The organism is Parasedimentitalea nitratireducens (assembly GCF_057444295.1).
This window is the reverse complement of sequence record NZ_JBYAXC010000009.1, coordinates 39,638-64,761: the sequence shown is the minus strand read 5'-3', so window position 1 is coordinate 64,761 and position 25,124 is coordinate 39,638. Positions and strand designations below refer to the sequence as shown.

The window sequence follows — 25,124 nt, the reverse complement described above, 5'->3', positions numbered from 1 at the left end:
CTTCTGTACGAACAAAGCTCCAAGTGATTGAGATGCAGATGATCAACACCAAGCAGCTGTCAGCATTTCTTGCCATAGTTTGCCTCGCATTTCTTGGTAATCCGGCAAAGTCACAGGAGCTCGACTTTGCGACCATGGATCTGGCTCCCTATGCCTTGCGCGATGACTCCAGCGGTCGCCTTGGTCTGATCGTCGAAATCAACAAGATGATAGCCGAACAGGCCAATGTCTCAATCACAGATGAAATCCTACCGATTGCCCGGGCTCTGAAAAATCTGGAACATGGCATCACCGACTGCGCAGTAATTGCTCTTACCCCATGGAGCGAAGAGAACTTTATTCCAATAGCTGAGGTGTTGGACAAATTCGATGCCACGGTTGTCACCCGAGCGGGGCTTCCCATCTCAAAAATCGAAGACCTGCACGGACAGCGGCTCGCAATACCGCGCGGGAGCTTCCGGAAATTCCCCATTTCTACAGACCCGAAAATCGAACGCTTCCTGACAACGGGCTACGAGCAAAGCGTACGCCTATTGAAGGCTGGTCGCGTCGACGCAATTGCTGGTTCCGAAATCAGTCTTTTCTTCTATCTCCACTCCGAAGAAATGGATCGCCAAGATATCGGCGGCATCTTACCCTTCCTGCAGGCCTCACTGTGGCTGCATTGCGCTAAGGGACAAGTCTCGCCCGAGGCAAGAGAGCGGCTTAGACAATCGACAAATTCATTAAGAGAGGAAGGTACTTTCAAGAGGCTGCTGAAATCCTACATCCCTGACGATTTCAGCTAGATCTGTGTCACCCTGAAACTTGGAATTCCGAAGCAATGACCAGTTCAGCCAGCGGATAACCCTGATGTGCCGACGGCGCGACAATGAGCAGATGTAGCATCTTCGAAACTTTAGTTGTGTGAAGGGTGGTACCACCCCCACCGCCGTGACCTTTGGCAAGGGCTGGATCGCGGTGGTGAGCGGTGACAATCAGATCCTGATCTTTGACAAGACCAGTTGCGATCTGCGTCAGACCATCACTATCGAGTAACCCGCAGGTTTCACATCGGACATCGACACGAAGTCCAGCCCGATATCCATCGTCGGCGCGCTGTGGGTGATCCAACCCAGCGCAATCTGATCCACACCTGTGGCGGCAATCTCGGCGGCGGTTCCCGGAGTAATCCCGCCCGAAGCCTCGGTGATGGCACGGCCATCAATCATCTCAACCGCCTGACGCAGCATCGCCGGGGGCATGTTATCCAGCAGAATGGCATCCGCGCCAATCTCCAGCACCTCGGCCAGTTGCTCCAGCGTGTCGACCTCGATCTCAACCTTGACCATGTGCCCCACCCCGGCCTTGGCCCGGCCCAGCGTCGCCGCGATGCCGCCACCAATAGCGATGTGGTTGTCCTTGATCAGCACCGCGTCGGCCAGCGAGTAGCGGTGGTTCATGCCGCCCCCAGCCCGCACCGCATATTTTTCCAGCGCACGCAGCCCCGGCGTGGTCTTGCGGGTGCAAACCACCGCCGCACCTGTGCCAGCCATCGCCTGCACCAGCTCTGCCGTGACCGAGGCTATCCCCGACAGATGCCCCAAAAAGTTCAGCGCTGTTCGTTCAGCTGTTAGAATGCTGGTTGATGGCCCCTCAAACCGGGCAATCCGGGTACCCGGCTCAACTGCGGCGCCATCGTCGACAAACCGGGTGACCTTGATCGCTCGATCCACAAGCTCACAGGCCAGCTCAGCACAATCCAATCCTGCAATCACACCGGGTTTGCGCGCAACCGCCTCGACAACCGAGTGATGCCCCGCCGGGATCACAGCAGCAGATGTAATATCCCCGGCCAGCCCCAGGTCCTCTTCTAGGGTACGGCGCAGCACGGGTTCAATCATCACACGGGGTAAAGGGCTGAGCATCTCTTATGCACTCCGACAAATAGGTTCATTGATAAGCTGTTCTGCATGGGCAAAGACATCGCTTAGCCCCATCCGGCGCGAGGCTGGATGGGGCAGTTCATTTGGATAGTCCGCACGGCAATGACCGCCTCGGGATTCAGTACGAAGATAGGCAAAAACACCCATACTCAGCGCAACAACAGCCGGATCGGCGGTGGCGCCCGAGCCTTGGGCCAAAGGCAACAATTCACCAATGGCCTGACGCAACCCAGCCTCATCGCGGACTACGCCAAGGTGATGAGACACAATCGGGCGCACCAAGGAGGGATCTGCCGCTACGTTCTGCTCGGATACAGAGAATGGGTGAGCCTCTGATGACACCTGCCCCTTCAGGTCCTGCGCCGCGCGCTGTGCCATTACCGCCGCTTCGAGCAGGGAATTACTGGCCAACCGATTGGCCCCGTGCAGCCCAGTTGCCGCACATTCACCCACAGCCCACAGGCCCAACAGGCTGCTGCGCGCGCGGGCATCCGTGGCAATCCCCCCCATATGGTAATGGGCAGCAGGCCGCACCGCGATCAGATCCCGCGCAGGGTCAATCCCGGCCTCTTGGCAGATCTGATGGATTCCGACAAAGGTGCTGGCGAACCGGTCGCCAATCGCCTCTCGCGCATCCAAAAACACACGCCCGCCACGGGCAATCACGGCATGGATCGCACGGGCGACCACATCACGTGGGGCCAGCTCTTGGCCCGGCACATCGGCCATGAACCGTTCGCCCTGCTCATCAACCAGTATCGCGCCTTCACCACGCACCGCTTCGCTGACCAGCCCCAGAGGCGTGCGGGGAATGTCCAGCGCTGTGGGGTGGAACTGGACAAACTCCAAATCCATCAACTGCGCCCCGGCCCGCGCCGCCATCATCACGCCCTGACCATAGTTACCAATCGGGTTGGTAGTCGCGTTAAACAGCCCGCCAACACCACCCGTGGCCATCACCACCTGTGAACAAGGTAAAACCTCGGCTCGGTCGCCCTGTTGCAGCAGCACGCCAGAAACTTCACCATCCCGCACTATCAACCGGCGGGCTTCGACATTGGTCAATTGCAGGATCGACGGACTATCTTCGACCGCTTTTGCCAGCGCCATGGTGATCGCCGCCCCGGCCCCGTCGCCACCAACATGCAAAATACGCCGCCGCGAATGTGCAGCCTCGCGACCAAAGACATACGCGCCGTCTGACCCACGATCAAACGTCACGCCATAGCGTTCCAGCGCCGCAATAGCCGCGGGAGTCTCGGCAAGGATCCCACCCGAAATCTCGGCATCACACAGGCCCGCACCAGCGGCAAGGGTATCAGCCAAATGCAATTCAGCACTGTCATCCGCCCCCAGCGCCGCCGCAATGCCACCCTGCGCCCACAGGCTAGAACTTTGCTGCCCCAGCCCGGCACGGGTGATCAGCACCACGGGCCGCGGCGCAAGCTCTAGCGCCGTCATCATGCCAGCAAGCCCACCGCCAATGATGGCAATGCGCCCCTGTGCCTTGGCCAAGTCTGGCATCAGATCTCTAGCATCCGCTCAACCGACCGGCGCGCATCCGCTTCAATCGCAGCATCAACCGTCACCTCATGATGGCCTTTTTCAAGCGCCTCACGAATATTGCCCAGCGTGATCCGCTTCATGTGTGGGCACAGGTTGCAGGGGCGAATGAACTCTACTTCGGGGTGGTTCACCGCCACGTTGTCGCTCATCGAACATTCGGTCAGCAGGCACACCCGCGCCGGTTTCTTGTCGCCCACAAAATCAGACATCACCGCAGTGGAGCCAGAAAAATCAGCCTCGGCCACCACTTCGGGCGGGCATTCAGGATGGGCCAGAATGGTCACACCGGGATAGGCCTCGCGCATACCGCGCACATCATCCGGCGTGAACAGCTCATGCACCTCGCAGGCGCCATTCCAGGCGATGATTTCAACTTCAGTTTCCTTGGCCACGTTGCGGGCCAGGTATCCATCGGGGATCATCAAGACTTTGGGAACGCCCAGAGATTCCACCACCTTGACCGCATTGCCCGAGGTACAACAAATGTCAGATGCCGCTTTCACATCGGCCGAGGTGTTCACATAGGTGATGATCGGCACACCGGGATGGGCCTCGCGCAGCAGGGCAATATCCGCAGGCGTGATCGAGTCTGCCAGTGAACAGCCCGCCTGCATGTCAGGGATCAGAACCGTCTTTTCCGGATTCAGCAGCTTGGCGGTTTCCGCCATAAAATGCACACCCGCCAGGACGATAACATCGGCCTCAACCGTGATCGCTTCGCGCGCCAGCGCCAGGCTGTCGCCGACAATATCTGCGACGCCATGGAAAATCTCGGGCGTCTGGTAGTTATGCGCCAGGATCACCGCGTTCCTCTCGCGCTTCAGCTTCAGAATCGCTTCGATATCGTCCTCAAACAGCATCCAATCGGGTTGCGGAATGATCTGGCTAACCCGGTCATACAGGTCTGGCATGCGAATAGATGTCATAACGTCTCCATTATACTCAAAGTGAGTACTTTCGGAGCGCTACTTATTCTCGATCTGAGTTTATGTCAACTGCGAGAAACAGAAAGCCGCACGTTGGACAGAACCTGCGCCTCGAGGATGGCGGGGCGATAGCGGAACAGCTTGGCTGGACGCCCGCCTGTACCGCTGGACATCTCGCCGGTTTCCTCGATCAATTCCTGCTGGTCGATCTGACGGCGGAAGTTCGGCTTGTGCAGCCGCAATCCTGACAGCGCTTCGACCGTACGCTGAAGATGCAGCAGTGTGAAACTGTCGGGCATCAATTCAAACACCACCGGGTGGTATTTGATTTTTGACCGCAGCCGGGTGATTCCAGTTGCCAGAATGCGCCGATGATCCCCTACCATAACCCGTCCCAGCTCGGCATTGCCTTGTGCCGCAGCCCAGTCAGCCAGGCCGGACTCAAACAGTAATTCATAGCGTTGCAGGGTCAGATCTTCGTTCCACGACTTGCCATTCAGGCCAAATAGATAGTCCACCCGCTGCTGACGTGAGGCTTCCCCGTTGGACCAATCGCCCAACCCCTTAGCAATGACATCCAACACCTCGGGAGCGCCTTCACGGTGATCTTCCCATGGGAAATACTGATACCAGCTCTGCCAAGAGGATTGCCCGGTTTCAGGCACATCCTGCTCGCGCAGCAGCCCCAGATAGCCAATTGAAATCTGTCTCGGCTCACTGCCCTCTTCATGTTTCAGCGGATCCCGGTCTCGATCAGCAAAGGTATAAAGCTGCTCAAGATAGCCCACCGGATGCCCCGTCTGGCTTTCAATCCAGGCATGCAACCCGGCCTGCAGGCTGCGATGACCCGTTTCAAACGGGCCCGAAGGCAAGGCCTCACCTGCGCGCAACGTCATGACACGCGGCTCGTTATCGGTGACGGCCACCAATACGGCAATCAGTTCAGCTTGGGCAAATCCAGAGGGCAATGAAACACCTATCGTCAAAGTCGGTTTGAAATAACACGAATGATATCGCAGGCAAGGCGCAAGTCAGACAGCACAGCCATTCGGGACTTTGCAGGTAACGCCAGCCAAAGCCCACGCACTTTTGCGGTTATTGCGGCGAAGATCCAGTTCAATGGAGGTTTGGCAGTGTCATCTGCCGCAATATAAAAACATTAGCTGGCCACAATTAATGCATCTTTTTTTAATTAAGGTATACAAATGACCTAGCGAGGTTGCTGTATGGCTGGAATTTACTCTTTCAATGCCGAGACTGGTGAAGTCTACATCCAAGCCCTCCCGGGCGAGGATCTATCAAACTGGTTACTGGTGAGCTATGGGCAATCCGGGAATGGTTCTGCCCCAACACAGACACAACTTGTAGATACGTCATTACCCTATGTCTTCGACCCAGATGATGGCTACTATTATTATCTCCAGGAGTTGGGACCTTTATCTTCCCCATCAGAACAGCGAGATGCCCTTGTACTTGTCGATGACACGCCATCAATTGTGGACGAAGTCGGTTGGGGAAAAGACGAAGAATTTGATTTAATCGGAGGCCCGGGAGACGGGATTAGTATCAGTCCAGGTGATGGAAATTATGCACCCGGTGAAGGCCCTTGGTACACCGACGGACCACCCTGGGATACAAGCCCTCCACCAACTGATCTTGAGCCGCTTCCTCCGCCTTGCTTTGTGGCAGGTACGCTTATCGATACCCCCTATGGTCCGACTGCTATTGAAGATCTCAGGAAAGGGCAGCTGATATCAACGCCCGAAGGTGACAAGCCCGCTCGCTGGATTGGCAGCTCTAGAGTTCGGCTAAATGGCGCGAACACACACCATCTTCGCCCGGTTCGGTTCTCAGCTGGCTGTTTAGGAAATGGAGTGCCAGCCACCGACGTCCTCCTGTCTCAACAGCATCGCATTTACTGCAGCAGTGCCATAAACGAACTTGTGTTTGGGGTATCTGGAGTGCTTGTTTCGGCAAGGCACTTGGTGAACAACCAAAACATAACTATCGAAACCAGTTGGCATGAAGTGGAATACTACCACCTACTCCTAGACAGTCACCACGTTGTACGAACCTGTGGCATGTATGCAGAAACTCTTTTAGCAAGTGAGTGGGTAGCCTCAAAGTCTTCGCTCAGAGCACTCGCTGAATTCCACGAAATCTTCCCAGATGGCCTAGCTGAGACCGCCGAATTAAGCAGCAAAGCAGCCTACCCGATCTTAAAAAGACATGAAGCCGAGCTGCTTCAGTGGAAGTGAAGCCGATTGATCGAACTCCAATCAATTTTGTGCCTGCTTTATCCGTAAAGCTGCCATTGGTACCGATCGCAGCGAGTTCTCATTTTCCGCCCTGTGTGTCCGATACTGCACAGCGCGCCAAGGGCGCGTAAATGCTATAAACTGACGTTGCAGGCACGAGTCCACCTGATCCCGAAGGCATCATCCCGATCGTATTTGCGCAATGGTAGGAAGTGGTACCACCACCCCGGCTCGAACGGGGGACCTCCTGATCCACAATCAGGCGCTCTAACCTACTGAGCTATGGCGGCACTGAGGGCGATTTAGCCAACCCCTCGGGCAATTGCAAGGGGCTTAAAGCATAACACGCCAAGTTTGTTCGATCAAATTTACGCCGTAAGAAAATACCGGTTTGGCCTCGGTCATCTCCCAGCCAAAGGCTTTGTACAGCGAACCGCTAGACCGCTTGCCTTTATGGGTTCTCAGCACCATTTGGCGATACCCGGCCTGCCGCGAAAACCCCATGCAATCGCGCAGCAACCGTTGCCCCAATCGCTGCCCACGTGCCTCGGGCATCAGGAAAAATAGCCGTAACCGGGCGATTTCACTATTTTCTTTGATGCAGAATATACTGCCAACCCGCTGTGTATCTTTGGTGGCAACCCAGCCTTTTTCGCACATCGGATCATGGTCGCTGCAGAAATCATGCAGCACCCCAGCAATCAGCTGACCATAGCTGGAATCAAAACCTTCCTCACGTGCATATAAGTCCTGGTGGCGTGCAGCCAGCCAGTGCATATCGCCTGCAACGAATCGGCGTAAACTCACATCAACCATATGCCATCAAACACCGAACCCACCTTGCGTTTCAATAGTGCGCGAGGTAGCACCTGCATTCAGCCATCAGATCTTCAGGAGTGCAAAATGGGTATCAACAGCGAACGCGATATCGAAGCAAACATGCAAATTGGCCCTACTGATGCCGGTATGGTGCGCCTGTTCATCGAGGCCGATGGTGTTGAAATCCCCATGGATTTTGACCCGGAAGAAGCTGACGAAATTGCCGAAGAAATCCGCGCCGCCGCCCAAGCTGCGCGTTTGGTTAAGGGCTAATTTCCAAAAACGGCTGCTGCAAAAACTTGCAAACAACCTTGCCGAATTTTGGCGCAGAGCGTCTGCGCCAGTTCCCGCATGCGATCTGCTGCAAAGACGACATGTGACAAAATCAAATTGCGCTCTACCATGGTGTCAACGACCGGTAGAGACTGATGGCGGTATCAGACCACATAAACGAGCACTATTCCGGTGCCCTAGCTGGCACAAACATTCTGATCAATAAACCTCTCTGCCAATACCTGAGTTTAGGATTCACCTTAGACGAACAGTCGTTCGACTCCTACCTTACTCACCTGAACGGGCATCGCGAGCCCGGGAAATCCAAACCGCGTAAAGCCAAATCAAAAAAGACACGCACCACCAGATTAAAAAACAGTCTTCTCGCCTCGGTTCAACGTGCTGTCGATCAATCGGGCTGTACTGAGGCTCGGATGGGGCTCACCGGCGGCTTGGACTCCCGGGTGATCTATGCTGCCCTCAGAGAGGTTCTGCCGCCTCAGCGTATATTCACTTTCACATTTGGCTACCCTGGACAATTCGATTACGAGTTCATCCGCCGTTACGGCAGTTTTACCAAAAACCACCGTTTCAAAACAACATCATCAATCATCTGGTCAATCGAAGATGAGATACGCTCCTGTGCGCGATCAAGTGTGGCGCGAGCTTACAGTTCAAAAAAGCACCTGAACGCCGCGCTAAACGAAGAATGGCTCCCCCGCACCAGCTTCCATGGTTTCATGGGCGACGCGACCCTGGGCGGGTCCAAGCCAGACGCCTATAAGCCCATCGAAGACTGGGAGGATGCGACCAATCGTTTCCTTAAGAAAAATAACCGATGGCATTTGCAGGCCTTGTTCCCACCAGATGTAGTAAAGGATCTTTTGCCTGACGAGCCCACGGCACTTCCACCCGGGCTTGATCTGTTTGACACGTTGGATTTCGGGTTGCGCCAGCAGCAACGGATCGGCGCATCTTTAACCAAGCGCCCAAATGTTCTGACCCCGCTAGCAGATCCACAGTGGATCGCCGCACAAATGGCAACCGCTGACCCCTTGGAACGAGAGAAACGGTTTATGAGTTTTTTAGGGGAGTTCGCACCCGATGTGTTCCCGGAGATCGTCTCTGAGAACATCGAAACGCGATCCGAGCACAAGGCATATCGGGTGACTTTTCTCCAAAAAGTAACCTCAAAATACGCTAATGCCCCCCTCATCAATCTCAGAGGAAATGAGTACTGTATGCCACTAACCACGCGAAGCGGGACCGTTTTGGCTGGGCGCCAGTTTTGTGAACGCGCGGAATATGAAAACAGCGCCACATTCGAGTTCTTCGTTGATCAGCTGTTTGCATCGTTTCGCAAGCGCAACCTCCTGTCTGCCGATCTGCTTGACTGCGTATGGAAGGGGTTTATTGACCGCCGATTATGGGACAGCGAACGCATAAGAGGCATCATAAATTTGGAGCTCAACATACGCGCCGGAAAATTCAAGGTTTGAAACACCTTACAACCCTTCGACTGCCCCTTTACCGGAGCCTATGGCCAATTCGTCGGCGTCGCCATTTATTAGTAGCTCTCCGTCCTTTCCCACGCGCGGATCACGCAAACTAAGCAACCGTCGCGCAGCATCACGGGCAAACTTCTGGGTCAGCTTCTTGCGCCGCGCCGGGGCCAGTTTGTCCTCATCCGGCATCCGGATGATCTCGGCGTCATAGGCATCCGCGACGATCAACCCGCTCCCCTCCGGCAGCAACTCGGTTGGGAACTCCATATCCACCGCCCAGAAATAGCGATCACACCATTCTAGGTACCCCTGCCATTTTTGGTCGGTCTGAAAATCGGCGCGGCTGGATTTGCATTCAATCACCCACAGCTCCCCCTTGGGGCCAAGTGCAATCACATCTACCCGGAGCCCGCGGGCGGGTACAAATTCTTCCAGAGAGGCATAGCCCAGGCTACGCAAATAGCGCGCCACGCCGCGGGCGAGTTTTTGTCCGGGTTGCAGATCAGGTGTCATTTCTAAAATGTGAACAATACGGGAACAAAATGCAAGGGCGGATTAGAACTTGACATGACACCATTTGGTATCATAACAGATATAACACCAAATGGTTTCACTTCTTTCTGAGGCCCATCATGACCCAACTCACCTTTCGCGCTTTGGCCGATCCGACCCGGCGCGACATTCTGCAAATGCTGACCACCCGCGACATGACCATTGCAGAGGTGTCGGACCAGTTCGACATCACCCGCCCCGCGGTCAAGAAGCATCTAACCATCCTGCAAGAGGGCAACCTGATCCAGGTCCGCACCCAGGGCCGCGAGCGGCTCAATTCTTTAAACCCCACCGGCATGGCGCCAGTTCTCGACTGGCTCAGCTTCTTTGACAGCTTCTGGGACGACCATCTTGGCGCCCTTAAAACCCTTATTGAAAAGGACATCCAATGAGTGACCTGACCCTGAACAAATCCATCTACCTCAAGGCCGAACCTGCTGTGGTTTGGGAGTATCTGACCGAGCCTGACAAACTGGCCAAATGGTTCCACGCCCCGAAAACGCCGCTGAAACAAGGCGAAGAGCTATCGATGTATGGCACTGAAAGCGGCGACAAGCTGATCTGGGGTGAGGTCAAGATTGCCCAACCGCCCGAGTATCTGGAGTATACGTTCACAGTTAAACCCATGGGCGATGCGGTCAGCCTGGTGAAATGGACATTGACGCCAGTGGCCGGTGGCACCCGCCTATCGCTGGAACATTCAGGCCTGCCTCAACACGCCGAGGCCTTTGATCTGATGCTGGCGCTGGACAAAGGCTGGGACGATCATATTTCCCGCATGCGGGCATCTGTACACGAAGTTGCCGCCTGACCCCTTGTCGTAGCCCCCGCCAGCGCCTAAGTAGGGGCGTGGCGGGTTCTGCCCCTCTCGTGACAGGCTAGCATTCCAGTGGCCTTAAGCATTTCCAAGGGAGCTGGCTCTGTTTGGATCCTGGTCCAATTACCTGGCGCCCACCTGTACATACAGGTCCTCGGGAATCAAAAGCCTGACGGTTGAACTCTGGTGGTCCCGCCACACCTATTGTTCCGCATTTCCAATTTGCGCGCGTGAAAAACCACAGGCTTCGAAACTCAAACTCTATCTGCCAGCGTTTTGTGAGCATGTTTAGCAATGAATGCATGCACTTCGTTGAAAAACAGATTGAAGCAGGGCTCCCCCTCTAAAGCCACGTGATTATTACCAGGCAATTGAACAAATTGCGCTTCAGGGATCGCACGGGCCAGTAATATTCCCTCCTCAATCGGCACGACCTGGTCACCTTCGATGTGAAGAACCAATGTTGGGATATCGATCTGTTGCGCCAGTTCAAGAACATCCATTTGACCATTCATCTCTTTGATACGCATCGCATTTTGCGGCGAGCAGCTAATGCGTTGCAGCTCATCGAAACTATCGCGAATGTCCTTTGTGGCATCAGGGGCAAAGCCAGACGCAAAAAATTGGCGGTAGATTGGGTTGGTCGATCCCCAGCCTTCGCGAAACATCACGCGCGCCGTTTGCCAGAAGGCTTCAAATTCCGGGTTGTTGCGCTTTGCTTCTCCGCGGCCAAACCCACCCAACAGAACAAGGCAGGAAACTCTCTCTGGATGCTGTGCTGCATAGCGAATAGAGAACCCAGCCCCCTGACTAACGCCAAATAGTGCAAACCGCTCAAGGCCAGATGCCGCAACAACAGCCTCCATATCTTGAGTCATTGCATCAAAGGAAATTGTATCAATGTCCCAATCCGACAGACCATTTCCGCGCTGATCAAAACGAACCAGCCTATTTGATCGCGCGAACTCGGCCAGAAACGGCCCCCAAATTGGATTGCCCCATTCATATTCAATGTGATTGAGATAGTTGGGAGCCTTAAAAACCGGCGGGCCTTCACCGACATCGGCCCATGCAATTTTTGTTCCGTCTTCTGAACAGCAATATTGCACATGCTGTTGTAGCGCCAGATCTGGCTTCGTGCGCTCTACTGGTGCATCTGGTGTCCACTGCCAAACCCGAATTGGGCGGGAGATATTTTTGACGCGCTGCCCCCCCATATCGCGAAAGAACTTCTGGCCTTGGTCGTTTACGGCCTGATGAACGATATCAGAAATACACACACCGCCCGGCTCTGCCAGACCCTCTAGCCGCGCCGCCACGTTTACTCCATCACCGAAGATGTCATCTCCGTCGAAAACCACATCACCCAGATTGATGCCAACCCTGTATTTAATGCGCTGCTGTTCCTCAACTCCGGTTTCTCGATGGGTCATTTCAGACTGAATATCGAGAGCACAGCGCACTGCATCTTGCGCTGACGAAAACTCTGCCAGCATTCCATCGCCAGTTGTTTTAACTATACGGCCACGATGTTGTGAAATCTCTGGGTCAATCAACTGCATTCGGTGGGCTTTCTGTCGTGCAAGCACCCCACTTTCATCGCGTTCCATCAGTCGTGAATAGCCAACCATATCGGCGACTAAAACAGCAGCTAGACGACGTTCCATAGGAAACCTCCCAATTTCCTCGTAACAATGTGCTTGTTGGCCAAGAAAACAAGGGATGTCTGAACAATAGAAACCGTGACTTGAACGCCACCTCACCCCTCCCAGCCAAACACGTCTTCGACCCCCACAGAAAGCACCCGCGAAATGCGCTTTCGAGGGATGGAGAATAGCGCCCCTGTTCGATCGCTATCACTGCCCGACGGTTGAACTCTGGTGGTCCCGCCACACTTACACTGCTTCGCCAACCTGTTGCGCAGCCTCGGCGAAGTACCAATTGGTCGCAAGTGCTTTGAACATTTGAACTTCGGATGTGCTGAGCTACTTTTAAGCCTACAGTTCGTAGAGAATTACCCCTTTCCACACATGGCTGAACGGACAGATGCACCTCGTGGACTGTTCCGTGAACCGAGGAGATCCAGTTATGCTAAAAGCACTCAGTTCAGGGATGCTATTGGGATTTTCATCTATTCTGCCCAGCTCCCTGACGTCCGACGAACTAGTATTCGCAACGGGAGACTGGAGGCCGTATATCTTCGAAGAAGCTGGCAAAATTAATGCTGAAACCCCCGGTTTTAGTGTGGAGATCGTCAACATAGTATTCGAAAAAATGGGCCACACCATTACGTACAGGTCCGCTCCCTTTCTCAGGCAAATTAAGATGGCCGAGCGAGGAACCGTTGATGCTCTAGTCGGGTTATACCAAGACGAAGCTCCGAGCCTTGTTTTTCCGGCAGAACCTATCGGAACAACGCAAAACTGTTTTTACATCGAAAGCAATACGTCTTGGAATTATGAAAATGTAGAGGACCTGTCAGAAATCGTTCTCGGTACTATTTCGGGTTATACATATGGAGAAATAGACACGTTTATTGCAAGCAAACCTGAAAATGTGTTTTCACTAACTGGAAGTGAAACTGAAATGATGGAACGGCTAATTGGCCTGCTAGATAAGGGGAGAATCGACTCCTTTGTTCAGGACAAATTGATAACTGAATTTTTCTTAAGTAACTTCGAAGGCAATAAAAAATTGGACAATGTAGGCTGTTTAGCGGAAGTGCCCTTCTATGTTGGATTTTCGCCCGAAGGACAATTTTCGAAAGAATACGCTACGAAGTTTGATGAAGTTCTGAACGAAATGAGACGCTCGGGTGAGCTAGGTAAGATCCTTGCCAGGTACAACGTGTTGGATTGGAAATAACGGCAACAGTAAGCGTCGCCATAACCCCAAGCTATTGGAAAATCTTTACTGCTGTCGCCCGCCCACAGTCTTTCGGCTTAAACGCTGCAGAACACCAATTTTGAAACAACAAATCCAGATAGCTCGGCTTATACAAGCGAATTGGCTTTGAACCATAAAACCACTGCGAATGTATTGTACCTCTGCCCTCAACCTTCCCAGCCAAACACGTCTTCGACCCCCACAGAAAACACCCGCGAAATGCGCTTTCAAGGGATGGGGAATAACGACCCTGTTCGATCGCTATAACTGCCTGACGGTTGAACTCTGGTGGTCCCGCCACACTTACACTGCTTCGGAGACCTATTGCTCGGGCACGTTGATACTCCAGAACGTCAGGATTGCGTAACTGATTCAAGCAGCCTCACAAGCACCGTAGGGGATGTCAGGAAGGAGCCCATCTTGTAATTTTCTTTGCAGTGAAGCTAATGTCAATGCTGATGCGAGGACTCCCCCGCTACTGCCGATCAAGAAAGTTGACATGGTTCAAATCCCACATCTTCAAACACAACGACTGTTGCTCCGCGCGCCCAGCGAAAGTGACTTTGACGCCTATTCTGAGTTCTTTGGCGACGGCGAGGCGTCCCATTTCTACGGAGGGCCGGTTAGTGCGCTTGCAGCATGGGGTAGACTTGCCAGAGACTGCGGACATTGGCACCTGCGTGGCTATGGCCAATGGACAATCGTGCAAAAAAATTCAGAAGAGGTTATTGGCAGCGCCGGTTTCGCATGGCCAACCGGTTGGCCCCGCCCCGAATTGACTTGGTGGATTGGTCCTCAGTGGCGCAGACAAGGATTTGCAAAAGAGGCGTCAGTCGCGGCAATCAGGTATGGGCACGACGAACTGAAGTGGAGCCTTGTTCAGACACACATGAATGATGAGAACACAGCAGCAAAAGCTCTTGTGGTGTCGTTGGGTGGTCAGAAAATTGCGCGCGAAGCTTTTCCTGATGGGATAAGCCGCGATATCTATAGTCTTCCCAGGCCATCAAATATCTAATGGTATTGATGGCCAAGTATCCAACGGTAGCATTGTCCATGATCCTCCCCAAGGTCAGGCAGTGCCAACCATGAACAAGTGTTTTGCCGTCATAATTATCTGAGCATTTATGTTTCTATCCCATGGCAAACGCTGGCTTTGAAAACCTAACTCCACTGCTCTTTTGCCTCTTCGATGTAACAGTCGAACGTCTCGACACTCCACAAATAGTGGTGTCTCTTGATACGAAACTCAGGCAAAAAACCGGGTGGGGAGGTCAATTCAAGCGCCCTTTCCGACCAATCGTCATATACATACTGCCCGTCATACTCTGACCGCGTTTCAATAAAACCAGCCGCCGGCAGGAGATCAAAAATACGTTTTAAGGTATCAGGATGCCCAAGCCGCCCATCCTGATCGTAAGTTTTAAAAACGGCAATAAAGGCAGTCCCTACATAAGAAAAATTCGTAAACGGAAGTTTTGGTGTGCTGTTGAATTCGAATTTGTCACTTGAACACAGCAGTTTGCTGGTGTCCATTGTGCCCGCCAAACTCTCGGCGAACCCACAGCTAATTAGAGTTCCGGTGGCATGTTCGTAGGCAGAAACACAGTAGTCATAGAGAAGAACATTTGACGGCACGACACCATTGGCAGGAATGCTGCCTGCATCATCGCGAGCACTGTTTGAATTATACAGCACCTGAGCGCAGTAGCGGCACAGCTCAGCCATCAAAGCACATTCTGATTTAGTCCAAATCTCGCGCTGCATGTAACTACCGACCAATTCAATTCTCCTTCCGAAAAATCACGATGCGGGTTTCACGGCAAGCGATGTATCAAGTCCGCGCTTGCTTCGCAGTTGATCATTTCCAAAACCGTTCGCTCAATGCCCCCTCACCCCTCCCAGCCAAACACGTCCTCAATCCCCAGTGAAAACACCCGCGAAATACGAAACGCGCTTTCAAGGGATGGAGAATAGCGGCCTTGTTCGATCGCTATCACTGTCTGACGGGTGACGCCGATGGCCTTGGCTAGGTCTGCCTGGCTCATCTTGCCATGTTGCTCGCGCAGGGCGCGCAGGCAGTTGGTGATGGGGGGCTTATTGGTCATGATCACACCCGACCGCGCAGATAGACCAAGCCCGAGCTGATCTTGACCGCCTCACCAAAAGCCAGGATCGCCAGCGCGGCATTGGCCACCTCGATTGGTTGCATCGGCGTAAAGGCAAACCACATCAACCCCACAAGTCCACCCATCAGGGCCCAGCCCCCGTTACGCTCAGCTTTGGTTTCAATCAGCCATTCGCGCTCGTCCGGTTCAATCTCGTTTTCAGACATCCGCGCCGCAATCACCGAGGCCGTGATCATTGACAGGATAAGAAATGCGCCGGCGATCATACCAATCCGCAGAAAGAACCCGCCCCGGGTTTGCGGCGCATCCCCTAAATAGCCAAACACGGTGGCAAAATGCCAAAGGATCGGCACAAAGACGAGCAGTGAAAGACCAATTACAAAACGCATATGGGTGGACATGGGGAACTCCTGAGTGTCAAAAATATCTGACATCAATTTGGTCAAAGATTTTTGACATTCAAGACGGCAGGCACAAAAAAAACCGCGCGTTCAAAACAGCGCGGTTTTTGAATTCTAATGTCCGGCTAATCAGCGACGGCGCAGCGGGTGCCTCGGCTTCTCAACCGGAACCGGGATTGGAATAAACTCACGCGCAACCGGAGTACCGCCGCGCGGGCCGCTGTCTTTCTCGGCCAATGCCATCACCGCCCAGCCAAACTGCACACCGGCAAACACGATGCCGTTCATGAACCACAGGATGAATAGGGCCAGCAGGCCACTGTCACTGGTGCTAACCAGATGCCACAGGTTCATCACGTTGAACCACAGCAGCATGCCCACAAAGGCAGCCGCGATCCCAAACCCAATTGCGACGTTGCGAATATAGAGTTTGATCAGCTTTGGCATTGAGTGCTCCCCAGTAAATTCGGCCAGAGGTTAGCATGAACCGCGATCAGGTCCAGAGGATTGAGAAATTTCGGCGGATTTTGTCGCATCCCCCGTTATAGTCAGACCAAGGTGCCGCGGCGCCAGAACAAAAGGGATATTTCTTGCAACGTATTAGCCAGCTTTTGCTCCGCCATCCGCGCCTTATTCCTGTTTTAATTGCCGTTGCCATTCTCGCCCTCCCCCTTGCGGTGTGGCGCGATGTCATGGCGATCACCGATCAAAGCATTCGGCGGCAAACCGCAGCGCTGGATTCGGTGCTCGACAATCTACGTGGATATTACTCTCAGAACGTGGTGACCCGCCTTTCGACCGATAAACCAACCGTTGCGCGACACGACTATCACGAAATCGAAGGCGCCATTCCAATCCCGGCAACGCTATCCATCGAACTCGGGGATCTGATCAGCTCGGACGAGGACCACAAGGGCTTCCGGGTCCAATATCGATTTGTCTCGGACTACCCTTTTCCCAACCGCGTCGCAACGCCTATGATCGAAGGTGAGACCCGCGCACTTGCCATGTTCCGCGAAGGTGGGCCTCGTCACGAGATGTTTCTAAAGGCCGACAACAGCGCCTGGGATCATGCGGTTAGCCTGGTAACCCCCATCGTGATGGAAGAAAGCTGTGTAGCCTGCCACAACAGCCATGTGGACAGCCCCAAGACGGACTGGCAAGTGGGTGACATTCGCGGGCTACAATCCATCACCGTGCGCCAGCCGATTGCGTCAAACCTTTTGTCGTTCAAATACCTGATCCTTTACATGATCGCGGCGGGCACATTTGGCCTGCTGTTTTCGCGTCACCAATTGCGCGTCGCCGCCAAGCTCAAGGCGCAAGGGGAAGAACTGGCCAGTAACAATGAATTTCTGGCTGGCATCTCAATGAAGATCTCGCGCTACCTGTCGCCGCAGGTCTACCGGTCCATTTTTTCCGGCGAGAAAGACGCCGAGCTGTCAACCGAACGCAAAAAGCTGACAGTATTTTTCTCGGATATCAAGGACTTCACCCAGACCACCGAAAGCCTGCAACCCGAAGAGTTGACGGCGCTGCTGAATGAATACTTCAGCGAGATGTCGGCCATTGCCGAAAAGCACGGGGGCACCATCGACAAATTCATTGGCGACGCCATCGTTGCTTTCTTTGGGGATCCAGAAACCAAAGGCACCACAGAGGACGCCCGCGCCTGCGTGGAAATGGCATTGGAAATGCAGAACCGTTTGGGAGAACTGGCCGGTGAGTGGCGGGCCCGTGGGATCGAACACCCGTTTCGCGCCCGCATCGGCATCAACACCGGCTATTGCAACGTCGGCAACTTTGGTTCTCAAACCCGGATGGATTACACCATTATCGGGGCCGAGGCGAACCTGGCCGCCCGGCTCGAAGCCTCGGCCGAGCCCGGTGGTATCGTGATGAGCTATGAAACCTATGCCCATGTGCGCGACATCATCGAAGCCCGCAAGCTGCCGCCGATGCGGTTCAAAGGCATCGCCCGCGAGGTGATCCCCTATGCCGTGGAACCCGGCCGCAACCGTGCACCGCTCAGCGCAACAACCGCCGATGGAACACGTATGACCGTGAACCTAGATCAGTTGGATGATGCGACACGGGCCAAGCTTGAGAAACTGCTGGCAGATCAGCCATAGAACTCATCTGAACCCGACCAAATACCCAGAACTTGCATCGCCCTGTCGGTTACACAGGAATTGCGTCCAGCACATCTTCTGGTGAGTGGCGACCGGGTGGCCACCACCAACCTGACTTGCATTTGGGTAGATCAACAAAGTTCCACCAAGGGCTGTTTCACCCTAATCGTGACACCATTGAAGTAAACATATCCGTATCGATTTATTTACATATTGAGATTTTTTTGTGACCACTATTTTGCGTAAAGATTTAGCCGACGAATTCGCTTTGACCACAATAGAAGCGACAACCGACCAATCGGGGCAGAAAACTGACAGGTTCACTGTCTATGACACTACCCGACATAAGAATTTGCAAACGGCGTGCGGGTGCAAACCAACCAGGAAGACCAATCCGCAGATGGGTCAGCCGCAAGCTGGCAGAACATCGTCACAACTTATGAGGCGACAGGCAATGTCGTGCTTAGAAACAGGCTGGATGACGAAGTTGATCGGTTTGTCTTAGAACATTCCGAAGGCGGTGTGTCTCGAAGCATCATCTTTGATGGTGACGCAAGCGAGGTTTGGCTGATCAGGGTCACAACCCACAACGCCGACACAGGCGTCAATGACGTTGTGACATATGACACCATTGCCGACATACCAAGCAACATACTAGAGTATCATAGTTTCGATTTCGTCTAGTACGCCAACGTGTCAAAATGGCCCTTGTGGATGTCACAAGGGCCCAAGTTTTTCGCAAACAATTTCTAACGAAGTGCGTTAGGCGGCCAGCTTTGAGTTTACCCGCGCCTCCAGCGCTTTCAGGTTTCCGTCCAAAATTTTTCCCATCATCATCTTCATCATGGTCTGCCCCAACAGCCACCCCAGGGGGCCAAATTTGACACGGTAGCTGAACGCCCATGTCACCTTGGCGCGGCCTCCATTGGGGGTGATGCGGATCTTGGCCTGGGCCTCATGCAGCGGCATCGCATCCATCTCTGACAGTTGTACCGTAAACCCCTCGCCCTCTTTCCAATCGACCACTTCCTCTACCAAGGACGTGCCGTTCTTAAAATGGTTCCGGCGTTTTGATCCCACCCCATTGTCACCACTGGTCAGCGCATCAACCGATACGATTTCCGGCGCGATCTCGTCTACATGCATGAACCGGCCAAGTACGGCCCACACTGCGTCTGGGGTAGCGTCGATCACTCGGCTGCGTTGAAATTCGATCATGGGTAACTCCTGATAATCTGCGCACCTGCTGCGCTTGTTTCGTGTTTCTGCACCCTGATTACATTTGCCCTACTGCCACCGTTATGGCAGCAGTGTGGCAGCAGGAGAGAAAAATGCGTCGCACCGAACGTCTGTTTCAGATTATCCAGATCTTACGATCCGCCCGATCACCGATCACAGGGAGAGATCTTGCAGATGAACTGGAAATATCAATTCGCACGCTGTATCGCGACATGGCTGAACTGTCGGCGCAGCGTATCCCCATCACTGGCGAGGCCGGGATGGGATATGTTCTGGACGAGGGCTATGACATGCCCCCGTTGATGCTAACCGCCGATGAACTGGAGGCGGCGGCACTGGGGGCGGCTTGGGTGGCATCAGAGGCAGACCCGACACTGGCCCGCGCGGCGCGGGATCTGGTGTCCAAACTGTCTCAGGCCATTCCCAAGGAACTGCGCCCCATCGTAATGGACGCCAGTTCAAAGCCCATCAAAACCCGATCAACCGTGGCCGAGCAGTTTGACAGCGCTCTGCTCCGCCACGCCATTCGCGAGAAATACCGGCTGCAACTGATCTATACCGACCGCGATGGCAGCACGACCGAGCGTAACGTCTGGCCCCTTCTGATCGCTTTTCTCGATCGGACCCGCTATCTGGTGGGCTGGTGTGAAACGCGGCAAGACTACCGCCACTTCAAAACCGACCGCATTCAAGAGCTGAAAGTGCTGGCTGATAAATACAACGGCCGTCGCGCTGCCATGATCAAGGACTGGGAAGAGGCAACCGCGAGGCCTAGGTAATCCACCAAAGCCGCCTACAGCTTCCCAAATGACGTTCCTACCAATTTAGCACACGTTTAGCTTGTCCAGCCAAAATCTCATCGTGGGTCACGCGGCCTCGGATCAAGGCGATTAGCTGGATCGCATTGGGGTCAAATAGTGCTTTATCCTCGCCGACACCTCAGTTCAGGAGGCGACGCGGACTTGACCTCGGTCATAGCGTATCAACATAATATAAGAGAGCGTCATTTGAAGACCTGTAACTTAGCGATGGAAGGGCTGTAGAATTTACTTTTTGCCAATCTGATAGCGTGTCCAACGACAGCTATTTAAGGTGTGGAATGGAAAAACAAGACGACACAAAAACTGGCAGCGCAGGCTCAGATCAAGACCAACGTGCCGCACATATGGCGGCCCTTTTCGCCGCACTGCCTGACAACTATTTTCGCATCGACAAACAAGGTACTATCCTCGACTATCAAGTCCGCTCTGAGGTTAACTTGATCGATCACCCAACTGCCTATATTGGCAGGAACGTGGCCGATATCCTGCCCCCTGCACCATCCGCTCTGTTCCAAGAACATCTCTACAAACAACAAGATGCGCAGGATGTCGTGTCTTGGGAGTACCACATCGAATTGGATGGCACGACGTGGGACCGCGAGGCCCATCTTTGCCCAATATCTGGATCAGAGGAAATGGTTCTGGTGGTTCGCGATATCACAAGGCGGCGCCAGGCTCAGAGAGAGCGCGCGGACGCTGAGGATCGATTAGAACGCATCATTGCCAATCTACCCGGGGCCGTTATCAGCCGCAGGTTTGATGGTTCAGAATTTCCTTACAACGACACCAATTTCCCAAAAGTTGTCTACGCAAGCCCGCAAACTGCAGAGATTTGGGGGGTTTCAGCAAAAGACATGTGCGACATCAGGGGCCTTACAGAGCCCATGGTGAACACTGACGACATAAAAGATTTCTCCAAGAAAGTACGCAAGGCGCTGGAGAATTTTGAAGCCTACTCATTTCGCTTCAGGATCACTACGTTTGCTGGCGAGCAAAAATGGTTAGAGACCAATACAAAGGCGTACAAAGACAAAGATGGATACACCTATACAGACGGGTTTGTACACGACGTAACCAAAGAGGTCCAAGCGCAAGAGCAACAGGCGCTCGTCCAAGCACGTCTGGAACGTATTGTCGCCAGCCTGCCGGGGGCTGTCGTTAGCCGAAGAATAGTAAACGACACTGACGCAACCGAAGTCTATGTCAGTCCAAAAAGTAAGGAGATTTGGGGGTATAGTCCCGAGGAGATTTATGCCGACAAGCACCTTCTCCGGTCCACGAATGATTTTGAAGACCGTGAAACTCTAGCAAGCCTTCGGTCCAAATCTGCCCAAAATAACGAGACATACACCCATCGTTTTCCGATTACTACGGCTTCTGGTGAACGGAAGTGGCTTGAAACCTACACCAATTGCACGTTGCAGGAAGATGGCAGCATTATGACTGATGGATTTGTCGCTGATGTCACAACTAACGTTCTTGCTCAAAAACAACTCCAAGCGCAAAAAGAGATAGCAGACCGCGCCCAAAAACTCGACAGCATCGGACAGCTCACTGGCGGCGTAGCACATGATTTTAACAACCTGTTGGCGGCAATCATGTTCAGCCTTGAATTGTTGCGCGATGAGGAAATGGACGAGAGACACCTGGCCCTGATAGACAATTGCATAACGGCGGCCCAGCGAGGCGCCGATTTGACACGCAGCATGTTAGCCTTTGCCAGCAAAGCAAGCCTGGACCCCAGCGTGATTGATCTCAACAAGTTGGTGAAAGAAACTCGCAGTTGGGCTGGACGCACCTTGCCATCGAATATTGAAATCAAAACATCGCTGTCGGAAGAGTTAAGCCCCATCATGGTTGATGTCAGTGCAACCGAAAGCGCTCTTTTGAACCTACTGGTGAACGCCCGCGATGCCATGCCCGATGGCGGCAAGCTGACCATTGAAACTCAGAACGTAGAGTTGGATGAGGCCTCGCTGGACGCGCACCACAATAAAGTGGCTCCAGGCCAGTACATTATGCTGGCCGTCAGCGATACCGGGCACGGCATTCCAGCGGAAATATTGGATCGTATCTTTGAGCCGTTTTTCACAACCAAAGCACCCGAGAATGGAACGGGCCTTGGCCTGTCGATGATATTCGGTTTCATGCAGCAGTCTGGTGGTACCGTGCAGGTCTATTCGGAACCAAGTTTTGGCACGACCTTCAAACTCTATTTCAAAGCCCACTTAGACGAGGACGAGAACCCGATCGAAGACACAATTCAAATGAAAAACCTTTTGGGTGATGGACGGGAAATACTGGTTGTCGAAGATGATAAAATGGTGCTGTCAATTCTGGTGCAGACGCTTGAAAAAGCAGGTTACCGGGTGACTGCCGCCAAAACTGGTGACGAGGCTCTTTCGCTGTTTAAGGCTGATCCTCATTTCGACCTTCTTTTGACGGATATCATGATGCCAGGTAGCTTAAAAGGGCGCGCTTTGAGCCGCGCAGTTCGTGAAACTGCTCCCGATCTTCCCGTTATTTTTGTGTCCGGTTACGAAAACGAAGCGACTGACCAAAACAATGAGCCATACTCAAACGATATTCGTCTGACAAAACCAGTCTCGCGAGTTGATCTGTTGACTGCAATTAAGAAGTTTCTAGCAGGTTAACTTTGAGATCAGGTCTGCATGAGACTAAGATTTATTCGCCGTTTTCAAAACGCTTCAGGCTTGGCCTCGTGCGCCATGTGGTCCAGCACCGCGTTGACAAACTTGGGCTCTTTGCCTTCAGGGAAGAAAGCGCGCGCAACATCAACATATTCGGTGATCACCACTTTTGGAGGGGTGTCAGCCTGCGTCAATTCAGCCCCGGCCGCACGGAACAATCCCCGCAGGGTTGGGTCGATCCGGGCAATAGGCCATTTGGCCACCAGCGCGCGGTCGGTCATCTGGTCAATCACAGCCTGATGGTTTACTGCGTCTTCGACCAGTTTACGGAACAGTTTGCTGTTGCCCTCGGCCAGTTCGTCGCCTTCATAAGTGGCGCCAAACCGGTGATCGAGAAACTCGACAATCACCGCATCAAAGGTCTGGCCGCTGTGCTCCATCTGGAACAGCGCCTGCACCGCGTAAAGCCGCGCCGCAGATTTCATCTGACGTTTCTGAAGGCCCTTAGAGGCGGCGCCTTGGCTGTCCGTGGTCATGCGTTTGCGATCCGTTATTTGATTTAGGCCAGTTGAATACTCTCAGAGAGGGGCTTGAATCCAATCCCCTTCGTCTGGGCGCCCCACTTACGCCCGAGTGCGATTAGATGCAAGGCCGCAGCCGCAGCTCCACCACCTTTGTTTTGATCACTAGGATCAGCGCGCACCTCGGCCTGGGGGCGGTTTTCAACTGTCAGGATACCATTGCCGATGCACAGCCCCTGCAGCCCCATCAGCTGGATGGCGCGGCTGCTGTCGTTGCAGACGGTGTCATAATGGGTGGTTTCCCCGCGGATCACACAGCCCAGCGCCACGTAACCATCAAAATTCGAAGTGTTTTCTGCGATGGCAATCGCCGTGGGCACTTCCAGAGCGCCCGGCACTTCGATCAGTTCATATGTGCCGCCTACCGCTTCGATCTCGGCTTTGGCCCCTGCCACCAGATTATCGGCGATGTCCTTGTAGTACGGTGCCACTACAATCAGCAGCTTTACCGGCTTGGGAAACTCAGGCCGCGGCAGGATGTAATGTTGTTCGTTTCCAGCCATGTTCAAACCTCGGATAAAATGGGGCGCGTGCCGGTGATGGACAGCCCATAGGCATCCAAACCAACATAACGCGTTTCAGGAGAATCGGTTAACAGAACCAGCTCGTTCACACCCAGCTTGGACAGGATCTGGGCGCCCAGACCGGTTTGCTTGATGGTGCGCGGGCCTTCGTCTTCGGCAGCGTACAGGGAGTTGCGTGGCTGACGGAACAGACAGACCACACCGCGGCCCTCGTCGGCGATCAGTTTCATCGCTTGCGGCAGTTCGTTGGTAGGTTTTGGACCCAGTCCCAGAACATCCGAAGCCTCGTGCAGCGCATGGGTCCGGCACAGAACCGGCTCGGGGGTGGTGATGTCACCCTTGATCAGCACCACGTGCTCAACGCCATGGGTTTGGTCGGTAAACAGGCGCATGTCCCAGTCGCCACCAAATTCAGACGTGACGGTCTCGCGCGAGGTTTCTACCACCAGATTGTCGTTGCGTGACCGGTAGCTGATCAGGTCGGAAATCGTACCGATTTTCAGATCGTGCTTCTTGGCGTACTCTACCAGATCCGGCAAGCGCGCCATGGTGCCGTCTTCGTTCATGATCTCGCAGATCACAGACGAGGGGTAACAGCCTGCCAAACGGGCGACATCGCAACCAGCCTCGGTATGGCCAGCGCGAACCAGAACGCCACCATTGCGGGCGCGTAGCGGGAACACGTGGCCCGGTGTGGCAATGTCGGCTGCGCCTTGGTCTGGGTTGATTGCAGTGGCCACGGTCAGCGCTCGATCAGCAGCGGAAATGCCGGTGGTCACACCCTCGCGGGCCTCGATCGAGGTGGTAAAGGCCGTCTCATGACGCGACGAGTTATGCATCGCCATCATCGACAGGCCCAGCTCTTCAATTCGTTCAGCTGGCAGCGTCAGGCAGATCAGACCACGCCCATGAGTGGCCATGAAGTTGATCGCAGCCGCATCGGCATGTTGGGCAGGAATGATCAGATCACCCTCGTTCTCGCGATCTTCGTGATCCACCAGAATGAACATGCGGCCTTGGCGCGCATCCTCAATAATTTCTTCGATGGGGCTGATTGCAGCATGTAGGTCGGTTTCGACCGGGCCAGGGGTTTCAAAGCTCATAAGGGCAGCCTTTCGG

28 protein-coding genes and 1 tRNA gene are annotated in these 25,124 nt (G+C 53.9%); 13 read left to right on the top strand and 16 right to left on the bottom strand.

Annotated features, from left to right (window positions below):
• Positions 1 to 38: 38 nt before the first annotated feature.
• Positions 39 to 788 (top strand): substrate-binding periplasmic protein, encoded by a 750-nt coding sequence (locus AC2T28_RS19775; RefSeq protein WP_486750376.1) that lies wholly within the window; start codon positions 39 to 41, stop codon positions 786 to 788.
• A 118-nt stretch (positions 789 to 906) separates the two neighbouring features.
• Positions 907 to 1,038 (top strand): DUF6476 family protein, encoded by a 132-nt coding sequence (locus tag AC2T28_RS19770; protein ID WP_486750375.1) that lies wholly within the window; start codon positions 907 to 909, stop codon positions 1,036 to 1,038.
• Here the strand turns inward: AC2T28_RS19770 and nadC are convergent.
• The 4 genes from nadC to AC2T28_RS19750 all read right to left on the bottom strand — a co-directional run bounded on the left by nadC (position 1,017) and on the right by AC2T28_RS19750 (position 5,385).
• The gene (nadC, locus tag AC2T28_RS19765) at positions 1,017 to 1,883 is read right to left on the bottom strand and encodes a carboxylating nicotinate-nucleotide diphosphorylase (protein WP_486750374.1); all 867 of its coding nucleotides are present in this window, start codon (positions 1,881 to 1,883) and stop codon (positions 1,017 to 1,019) included. The genes AC2T28_RS19770 and nadC overlap by 22 nt on opposite strands.
• A gap of 27 nt (positions 1,884 to 1,910) precedes the next feature.
• Positions 1,911 to 3,449: an L-aspartate oxidase gene (locus AC2T28_RS19760; protein ID WP_486750373.1), complete on the bottom strand. Its 1,539-nt coding sequence runs from the start codon at positions 3,447 to 3,449 to the stop codon at positions 1,911 to 1,913.
• Positions 3,449 to 4,417: a quinolinate synthase NadA gene (gene nadA, locus AC2T28_RS19755; RefSeq protein ID WP_486750372.1), complete on the bottom strand. Its 969-nt coding sequence runs from the start codon at positions 4,415 to 4,417 to the stop codon at positions 3,449 to 3,451. Before nadA ends, AC2T28_RS19760 begins: the two co-directional genes overlap by 1 nt.
• A gap of 65 nt (positions 4,418 to 4,482) precedes the next feature.
• Complete coding sequence (locus tag AC2T28_RS19750; RefSeq protein ID WP_486750371.1) at positions 4,483 to 5,385, bottom strand: NUDIX hydrolase; 903 nt, start codon at positions 5,383 to 5,385, stop codon at positions 4,483 to 4,485.
• 258 nt (positions 5,386 to 5,643) lie between these two features.
• Between AC2T28_RS19750 and AC2T28_RS19745 the strand changes: the two genes are divergently transcribed.
• Complete coding sequence (locus AC2T28_RS19745) at positions 5,644 to 6,675, top strand: Hint domain-containing protein (RefSeq protein WP_486750370.1); 1,032 nt, start codon at positions 5,644 to 5,646, stop codon at positions 6,673 to 6,675.
• Between the two features lie 213 nt (positions 6,676 to 6,888).
• On the opposite strand, the gene AC2T28_RS19740 is transcribed toward AC2T28_RS19745, so the two are convergent.
• A tRNA-His gene (locus tag AC2T28_RS19740) sits at positions 6,889 to 6,965 on the bottom strand.
• A gap of 43 nt (positions 6,966 to 7,008) precedes the next feature.
• Positions 7,009 to 7,491 (bottom strand): GNAT family N-acetyltransferase, encoded by a 483-nt coding sequence (locus AC2T28_RS19735; RefSeq protein WP_486750369.1) that lies wholly within the window; start codon positions 7,489 to 7,491, stop codon positions 7,009 to 7,011.
• An 87-nt stretch (positions 7,492 to 7,578) separates the two neighbouring features.
• Between AC2T28_RS19735 and AC2T28_RS19730 the strand changes: the two genes are divergently transcribed.
• Together AC2T28_RS19730 and AC2T28_RS19725 are read left to right on the top strand one after the other, a co-directional pair.
• Positions 7,579 to 7,767, top strand: coding sequence for a DUF6324 family protein (locus AC2T28_RS19730; RefSeq protein WP_486750368.1), 189 nt, complete (start codon positions 7,579 to 7,581; stop codon positions 7,765 to 7,767).
• A gap of 155 nt (positions 7,768 to 7,922) precedes the next feature.
• Positions 7,923 to 9,266 (top strand): hypothetical protein, encoded by a 1,344-nt coding sequence (locus AC2T28_RS19725; RefSeq protein WP_486750367.1) that lies wholly within the window; start codon positions 7,923 to 7,925, stop codon positions 9,264 to 9,266.
• Positions 9,267 to 9,272: 6 nt separating this feature from the next.
• Here the strand turns inward: AC2T28_RS19725 and AC2T28_RS19720 are convergent, their stop codons facing one another.
• Positions 9,273 to 9,785 carry an MmcB family DNA repair protein gene (locus AC2T28_RS19720; RefSeq protein WP_486750366.1) on the bottom strand — a complete coding sequence of 171 codons (513 nt, stop codon included), beginning with the start codon at positions 9,783 to 9,785 and terminating at the stop codon, positions 9,273 to 9,275.
• A 119-nt stretch (positions 9,786 to 9,904) separates the two neighbouring features.
• Here AC2T28_RS19720 and AC2T28_RS19715 point away from each other — a divergent pair, with 119 nt between their 5' ends.
• The gene (locus AC2T28_RS19715; protein ID WP_486750365.1) at positions 9,905 to 10,216 is read left to right on the top strand and encodes an ArsR/SmtB family transcription factor; all 312 of its coding nucleotides are present in this window, start codon (positions 9,905 to 9,907) and stop codon (positions 10,214 to 10,216) included.
• Entirely contained in the window at positions 10,213 to 10,635 is a 423-nt protein-coding gene (locus tag AC2T28_RS19710; protein WP_486750364.1) for an SRPBCC family protein, read from the top strand. Before AC2T28_RS19715 ends, AC2T28_RS19710 begins: the two co-directional genes overlap by 4 nt.
• A 260-nt stretch (positions 10,636 to 10,895) precedes the next feature.
• On the opposite strand, the gene AC2T28_RS19705 is transcribed toward AC2T28_RS19710, so the two are convergent.
• Positions 10,896 to 12,308: an alpha/beta fold hydrolase gene (locus AC2T28_RS19705; RefSeq protein WP_486750363.1), complete on the bottom strand. Its 1,413-nt coding sequence runs from the start codon at positions 12,306 to 12,308 to the stop codon at positions 10,896 to 10,898.
• Positions 12,309 to 12,729: 421 nt separating this feature from the next.
• Between AC2T28_RS19705 and AC2T28_RS19700 the strand changes: the two genes are divergently transcribed.
• Entirely contained in the window at positions 12,730 to 13,506 is a 777-nt protein-coding gene (locus AC2T28_RS19700; RefSeq protein WP_486750362.1) for a substrate-binding periplasmic protein, read from the top strand.
• Positions 13,507 to 14,026: 520 nt separating this feature from the next.
• Complete coding sequence (locus AC2T28_RS19695) at positions 14,027 to 14,545, top strand: GNAT family N-acetyltransferase (protein WP_486750361.1); 519 nt, start codon at positions 14,027 to 14,029, stop codon at positions 14,543 to 14,545.
• A 146-nt stretch (positions 14,546 to 14,691) separates the two neighbouring features.
• On the opposite strand, the gene AC2T28_RS19690 is transcribed toward AC2T28_RS19695, so the two are convergent.
• From AC2T28_RS19690 to AC2T28_RS19675, 4 genes are all read right to left on the bottom strand, one after another.
• Positions 14,692 to 15,294: a hypothetical protein gene (locus AC2T28_RS19690; protein WP_486750360.1), complete on the bottom strand. Its 603-nt coding sequence runs from the start codon at positions 15,292 to 15,294 to the stop codon at positions 14,692 to 14,694.
• Between the two features lie 125 nt (positions 15,295 to 15,419).
• A complete protein-coding gene (locus AC2T28_RS19685; protein ID WP_486750359.1) occupies positions 15,420 to 15,635 on the bottom strand; it encodes a helix-turn-helix transcriptional regulator in 216 nt (71 codons plus the stop codon).
• 2 nt (positions 15,636 to 15,637) lie between these two features.
• Entirely contained in the window at positions 15,638 to 16,090 is a 453-nt protein-coding gene (locus tag AC2T28_RS19680; protein WP_486750358.1) for a hypothetical protein, read from the bottom strand.
• A 96-nt stretch (positions 16,091 to 16,186) separates the two neighbouring features.
• A complete protein-coding gene (locus tag AC2T28_RS19675) occupies positions 16,187 to 16,504 on the bottom strand; it encodes a hypothetical protein (RefSeq protein WP_486750357.1) in 318 nt (105 codons plus the stop codon).
• 143 nt (positions 16,505 to 16,647) lie between these two features.
• Between AC2T28_RS19675 and AC2T28_RS19670 the strand changes: the two genes are divergently transcribed.
• Both AC2T28_RS19670 and AC2T28_RS19665 read left to right on the top strand, forming a co-directional pair.
• Positions 16,648 to 18,189: an adenylate/guanylate cyclase domain-containing protein gene (locus tag AC2T28_RS19670; protein ID WP_486750356.1), complete on the top strand. Its 1,542-nt coding sequence runs from the start codon at positions 16,648 to 16,650 to the stop codon at positions 18,187 to 18,189.
• 369 nt (positions 18,190 to 18,558) lie between these two features.
• A complete protein-coding gene (locus AC2T28_RS19665; protein ID WP_486750355.1) occupies positions 18,559 to 18,873 on the top strand; it encodes a hypothetical protein in 315 nt (104 codons plus the stop codon).
• A gap of 78 nt (positions 18,874 to 18,951) precedes the next feature.
• On the opposite strand, the gene AC2T28_RS19660 is transcribed toward AC2T28_RS19665, so the two are convergent.
• Entirely contained in the window at positions 18,952 to 19,407 is a 456-nt protein-coding gene (locus AC2T28_RS19660; RefSeq protein WP_486750354.1) for an SRPBCC family protein, read from the bottom strand.
• Positions 19,408 to 19,520: 113 nt separating this feature from the next.
• Between AC2T28_RS19660 and AC2T28_RS19655 the strand changes: the two genes are divergently transcribed.
• Both AC2T28_RS19655 and AC2T28_RS19650 read left to right on the top strand, forming a co-directional pair.
• Positions 19,521 to 20,207, top strand: coding sequence for a helix-turn-helix transcriptional regulator (locus AC2T28_RS19655; RefSeq protein WP_486750353.1), 687 nt, complete (start codon positions 19,521 to 19,523; stop codon positions 20,205 to 20,207).
• 290 nt (positions 20,208 to 20,497) lie between these two features.
• Entirely contained in the window at positions 20,498 to 22,903 is a 2,406-nt protein-coding gene (locus AC2T28_RS19650; protein WP_486750352.1) for a PAS domain S-box protein, read from the top strand.
• A 44-nt stretch (positions 22,904 to 22,947) separates the two neighbouring features.
• Here the strand turns inward: AC2T28_RS19650 and nusB are convergent, their stop codons facing one another.
• Genes nusB through ribB form a run of 3 tightly spaced genes read right to left on the bottom strand, consistent with a single transcriptional unit; the run spans position 22,948 to position 25,108 of the window.
• On the bottom strand, positions 22,948 to 23,436 hold the full coding sequence (nusB, locus tag AC2T28_RS19645) for a transcription antitermination factor NusB (protein WP_486750351.1): 489 nt from the start codon (positions 23,434 to 23,436) through the stop codon (positions 22,948 to 22,950).
• 23 nt (positions 23,437 to 23,459) lie between these two features.
• Positions 23,460 to 23,984, bottom strand: coding sequence for a 6,7-dimethyl-8-ribityllumazine synthase (locus tag AC2T28_RS19640; protein WP_486750350.1), 525 nt, complete (start codon positions 23,982 to 23,984; stop codon positions 23,460 to 23,462).
• Between the two features lie 2 nt (positions 23,985 to 23,986).
• On the bottom strand, positions 23,987 to 25,108 hold the full coding sequence (gene ribB, locus AC2T28_RS19635) for a 3,4-dihydroxy-2-butanone-4-phosphate synthase (protein WP_486750349.1): 1,122 nt from the start codon (positions 25,106 to 25,108) through the stop codon (positions 23,987 to 23,989).
• Positions 25,109 to 25,124 lie beyond the last annotated feature (16 nt).